The sequence below is a fragment of the Kitasatospora sp. LaBMicrA B282 genome, assembly GCF_050325825.1.
Lineage (GTDB): Bacteria > Actinomycetota > Actinomycetes > Streptomycetales > Streptomycetaceae > Kitasatospora.
Window position 1 is genome coordinate 108,954 of sequence record NZ_JBNQTI010000003.1, and the last position, 5,137, is coordinate 114,090.

A 5,137-nucleotide genomic window follows, 5' to 3' on the forward strand; every position below is an offset into this window, starting at 1 on the left:
TCGAGCAGCTCGGCCAAACCCCCATGGGACCGCTCCTGGGAGACGGCCGAGGGCCGCTGCCGACCGGGCAGCGGCCCTCGGCCGTCGTCGTGCGGGGGCGCTCGCCGCGTTCTGCGGGGCGCTCGCCGGTTGCTGCGGGGGTGCTTCCGGCGCGGACTACTTGTGCAGCAGCGCACCGATCGCCACGGCGACCAGGAGCAGCACGAAGGCGCCGGTGACGATGCGGGAGCGAGTCTTGGGATCCACGATTCGAGCGTACCCGGCGTCCCTGGGTGCCCCGGCCGACGGGAGGGTGGTGAGCGTCACCCCCGGCGGTCCGCGGTCGGTCGGCGCCCGGGGGTCAGTGGGTCAGTCGGCTGCGCCGAGCGTCCAGCGGTCCACCACCGAGTAGCGGTAGCGGCCCGCGGTGAAGTCGCTGCGCATCAGCTGAAACCCCGTCACCGGCCAATCCACGCCCTGGAACTCGGCCAGTTCCTCGGCCGCCGTGCGCAGCGCCGCCCGCTCCTCCCGGCCGGGGTGGCCGCCCCGGCCGGCCCGGGCCAGGGTCAGGTGCGGGTGGTACTCCAGTTCCGGCTCCCGGTCCCCGCCCAGCTCGGCCGTCAGCTCGGTGGTCACCTGGAGCACCGCCCGGGCCAGCGCCCGCAGCGCCCAGGTCTGCCCGGCCAGCCCGACCCAGAGCACCCGGTCGCCGAACCGCCCGCCGCCGGCCAGCCGCAGCCGGTGCGCCCGGTAGCCGAGCGCCGTCTGCGCCAGCGCCGCACCCAGCTCGGGGACCCGGTCGGCCGGGACCTCGCCGAGGAAGGCCAGGGTCAGGTGCCAGCTCTCCTGCTCCGTCCAGCGCAGCCGTTCGGCTCCGGGCAACGCGTGCAGCGGGGCGGCGGTCACCGCCAGTTCCTGCACCGCGGCCGGAGTGGGGTCCACCGCGACGAAGAGCCTCATGTCCCCATATTCTTCCCTCCGGGCTCAGCCGCGCGCTAGAAAGACCGTATGAAGATCCGTACCGGTGGCCCTGAGGACGTGCCCGCCCTGCTCGCGCTCCTCGACGGCGCCGTGGCCTGGCTGGCCGAACGCGGGCGGACCGGGCAGTGGGGCAGCGAGCCCTGGTCCAGCCGCCCCGCCGCGGTCGAGCGGGCCGAGCAGTACGCCCGCGACTACCTGATGCGGGTCGCCGAGACCCCGGACGGCACCGTGGTCGGCGCCTGCGTGCTGGCCCGGGAGCTGCCCGCCGGCGTCGCCCCGGCCGACCTGCCCGAGCTCTACATCCGGCTGCTGGTCACCGACGCGACCCGCCGCGGCAGCGGCATCGGCGCGGCACTGATCGGCGACGCGCGGGCCGAGACGGCGCGGCAAGGGCTGCCGCTGCTGCGGGTGGACTGCTACGGCGGCGACGACCGCGCCCTGGTGGCCCAGTACCGGGCGCTCGGCTTCACCGAGACCGAACCGTTCGAGGTGGTCCGCCCGGACGCCCCACCGTGGCCCGGCCAGGTCCTGGAGATCCGCCTCTGACCGCCGGAGGGCGACCTCACCGGTGGTCGACGGCGCCCGACCGGGTGGATGGCCCCGGGGCCGGATCGACAGGTCCCGGGGCCGGCGGCCCGGAGGAGGCCGGCGCACCCCCGTGGCCCCGGCGTCCTCCGCCGCGCGGGTGATGCTAGGCGCGCGCCACCCGCCCGCGGTACCGCCCCGGTGCACGGTCCGCCGCCGCCGGGGCTCACCGGTGAACAGCCGCGCCCGATTCGTCCCGCTTTCCGCGCCCCCGGACCCGCCGGACGGCCCCCCTACGCCGGCAGCTCCAGTTCGCCGAGCACCAGGTGGGCCAGCACGACCTCGTACAGGTCGCTGCCGCCGGCCAGCAACTGGCGTTCCAGCAGCGGTTCGGCGCTGCGCAGGTGGTCGCGGACGGTCTGCGCGTGCAGCCCGAGCACCTGGGCCGCCCGCCGGGTGTTCGCGTCGGCCAGCAGCCAGCCGCGCAGCGTGGCCCGCAGCTCCCGCTGGTCCGCGGCCAGCCGCCCGAGCAGGTCCCGCGCCCAGGCCCGCGCCGCCGGCCCCGCGAGCAGCCGGGCCAGCCCGCCGGAGCCCGGGCCGCCCGCCGGGCCGGACCCCCGCCCGGCACCGTCGGCCTGGAGGTTCAGCGCGAGCTGGACGACGGTGCGCACGCCGAGCCGGCCGAGGTCCGCCCCCAGCAGCCGGGCCACCCGGTCCATCCGGGCCCGGACGGTGTTGCGGCTCACTCCGAGGATCTGCGCCGCACTCACGGCGGTGAACTCCAGGCCCAACCGCGTGGTGGCGACCAGTTCGGCCCCGACGTGGTGCGGCAGCGCGTCCAGCGGTCGCAGCAGCTCGGCCGCCCACCGCCCGGCCGGCTCCGGGTCCAGCACCTCGGCGGGGTGCGCCCGGTGGGCGTACAGCGCGCTCCGGGCCGGGCGGAAGCGGGCCACCGCCAGGGCGCTGGCGGCCTCGCCGTAGGCCGTGGCGGTCAGCGCCAACGGGTGCTGCCCACTGCCGCCGAGGAAGACGTCGGCGCGGCGCGCGACCAGCTCGTGCAACGCCGCCCGGGCCGCCTCGGCGCCCGCCCGGTCGGGCACCACGATGACCAGGTGCTGGTCCACCGCCGGGCAGCGCACCACCAGGGCGCGTCCGGCCGTCGCCGCCCCGCACTCCCCGGCCAGCGTCTCGCGTTCCGCCGCCGGGCCCTCCAGCACGTAGACCCGGGCGGTGCTCGCGTCCAGCAACCCCGGGCAGAGGCCGCCCGCCGCCCGGCGGGCGGAGGAGACGTCGGCCACCATCAGCAACTGCAGGATCGCCAGCCGCAGACCCGCCGTCAGCTGCGCCAGCCGGGCCGCCTCGGCAGCCAGCTCCTGCTCCCGCAACAGCAGTTCGAGGACCGGGGTGGCACTCGTGAGGATCTCGCCGGCGCGCCGGTCGAACGGGTCGGGGCGGGAGAGCACGAGCACCGCACCCGCGGTCCGGCCGCGCACCGCGACCAGCCGGAAGGACCGGCCCGCGTGGTCGACCGCCGCGGCGGCCAGGCGCCCGGCGCCCAGGTCCGCGAGCAGTTCGGCGAAGCGGTCCGGGCGGGGGCCGGCACCGGGGCCCGCGGCGAGGTCGGCGGGCGGCCGGCCGGCCACCGGCGCGCCCCGGTGGTCGTACAGCGTGGCCGTGCCGCCCAGCGCACCGCCCAGCCAGCGCAGCAGCCGGTCCACGTCGCGGGCCGCCGGCCGCAGTTGGCGGAGCAGTTGGTCCTGCCAGGATCCTGCTACCGGGTCCACTCGGCCTCCCCTGCGGCAAGCTCGACTCTGGCCCCCGTCACACCCATTGATACCGCCAAACCACCCGTCCCCGTCACCCCGGACGGTGGCAGTCGGCACACGTCGGCCCCGCGTGGCCGACCCCGCGCCCGGGGCGGAGCCCGACCACCGGGCTCCGCAGACCGGGCTCCGCACGCGGCGCGTCCGCGGCTCAGCAGGCGATGGCCGGCTCCGGCTGGGCGCTGCGCTGCCGCGGCACCACGGCCACCACGCGTCCGCCGTTGCCGCGGTGCAGGTCCACCCGCACCTTCAGGCCGACGCAGCGGGTCAGCACCAGCCCGATCACCGCGGCGGCCAGCGCGGAGACCGCGCCGCAGGCCAGCAGGCCGATCCGGGCCCCGTAGGCGTCGGTCACCCAGCCGACCAGCGGGCCGCCGACCGGGGTGCCACCGGTGAAGACCAGCACCAGCAGGCCCATCACCCGTCCCCGCATCTCGGGCTCGGTGTTCAGCTGCACGTAGGAGTTGACCGTGGTGTTGAAGGTCAGCCCGCAGATCCCGATCAGGGTGAGCAGCACCGCCAGGCTCCAGTACCCGGGCGCCGCCGCCCCCAGCAGCTCCAGCACGCCGAAGCCCAGCGCCGCCGCGACCAGCATCCGCAGCCGCGGGTGGCCGCGACGGGCCGCCGTGAGCGCGCCGAGCAGCGAGCCGGCCGCCATCGCGGTGTTCAGCAGGCCGTACTGGCCGGGGCCGACGTGGAAGGTGCCGTAGGCGAAGCCGGAGAGCAGGATCGCGAAGTTGAAGCCGAAGGTCCCGATGAACCCGGCCAGCACCAGCGGCCAGAGCAGGTCGGGCCGTTCCCGCACGTAGCGCAGCCCCTCCCGCAACTGCCCCTTCTCCCGCGGGATCCGCTCCACCGGCCGCAGCTCACCGGTCCGCATCGCCAGCAGGCCGCCGATCACCGCGACGAAGGAGAGCCCGTTGATCGCGAACGCCCAGCCGCTGCCCACCGCGCCGATCAGCAGACCGGCCACCGCCGGGCCGACCAGTCGGGCGCTCTGGAAGTTGGCGGCGTTCAGGCTGACCGCGTTGGCCAGGTGCTCGGGGCCGACCATCTCGGAGACGAAGGCCTGCCGGGTCGGGGTGTCCACCACGGTGACCAGGCCGAGCAGCAGCGCGAAGGCGTAGACGTGGTAGGCGGTCACCACGCCGGAGATGGTCAGCACGGCCAGCGCGGCGGCCAGCAGGCCCATCGCCGCCTGAGTGGCGATCAGCAGTCGCCGCTTGGGCATCCGGTCGGCGAGCACGCCGCCGAACAGGCCGAGCAGCAGGGTGGGCAGGAACTGCATCGCCGTGGTGATGCCGACCGCGAGCGGGCTGCCGGTGAGGCTCAGCACCAGCCAGTCCTGGGCGATCCGCTGCATCCAGCTGCCGGTGTTGCTGACGATCTGACCGGCGAAGTAGTAACGGTAGTTGCGCACGCGCAGCGAGGAGAAGGTCCCCGTAGGGCGGGTGAACCGCGCGGAGCCGGGGGCTCCCGGTGCGGCAGTCGCCGGTGCAGCGGTCGCCTGCGCGGCGGTGTCCCGCGCGGTAGTGCCCTGCGCGGTGGTGTCCTGCGCGGCGGTTCGGGCCGCCGCGGTGCGTTCGCAGGGGTCGTCGTCGCCGGTGGGACTCACCGGCGTGGCGACGAGGGTGGCGCTGGGGGTCGGGCCCTGGGCGGGCATCGGGAGGGTGGTGTCGTCGGGACGGGTGGCGGCGCCGGCGGCGCCCTGCGATATCACGTTCTGCTCCCCTCGGGGCGCGGACTCCGGGAACGCCAGGGACGCGCTTCCTGTCTTTCTCACCCCCTTTGCGGTGGTGCGGTGGTTCCCTCTCTCGTCCGGCATGTTC

Annotated in this window: 4 protein-coding genes; 1 reads left to right on the plus strand and 3 read right to left on the minus strand. The window is 76.3% G+C overall.

Features of this window, described 5'->3' with window-relative positions; all coding sequences use genetic code 11:
- Window positions 1–348 precede the first annotated feature (348 nt).
- Window positions 349–939, minus strand: a complete 591-nt coding sequence (gene thpR, locus ACQRUO_RS01725) for an RNA 2',3'-cyclic phosphodiesterase (RefSeq protein ID WP_428313837.1) — start codon at window positions 937–939, stop codon at window positions 349–351.
- A 48-nt stretch (window positions 940–987) separates the two neighbouring features.
- Between thpR and ACQRUO_RS01730 the strand changes: the two genes are divergently transcribed.
- On the plus strand, window positions 988–1,506 hold the full coding sequence (locus ACQRUO_RS01730) for a GNAT family N-acetyltransferase (RefSeq protein ID WP_428313838.1): 519 nt from the start codon (window positions 988–990) through the stop codon (window positions 1,504–1,506).
- A 272-nt stretch (window positions 1,507–1,778) separates the two neighbouring features.
- Here the strand turns inward: ACQRUO_RS01730 and ACQRUO_RS01735 are convergent, their stop codons facing one another.
- Together ACQRUO_RS01735 and ACQRUO_RS01740 are read right to left on the minus strand one after the other, a co-directional pair.
- On the minus strand, window positions 1,779–3,269 hold the full coding sequence (locus ACQRUO_RS01735) for a helix-turn-helix domain-containing protein (protein ID WP_428313839.1): 1,491 nt from the start codon (window positions 3,267–3,269) through the stop codon (window positions 1,779–1,781).
- 190 nt (window positions 3,270–3,459) lie between these two features.
- The gene (locus tag ACQRUO_RS01740; RefSeq protein ID WP_428313875.1) at window positions 3,460–4,971 is read right to left on the minus strand and encodes an MFS transporter; all 1,512 of its coding nucleotides are present in this window, start codon (window positions 4,969–4,971) and stop codon (window positions 3,460–3,462) included.
- Window positions 4,972–5,137: the final 166 nt, after the last annotated feature.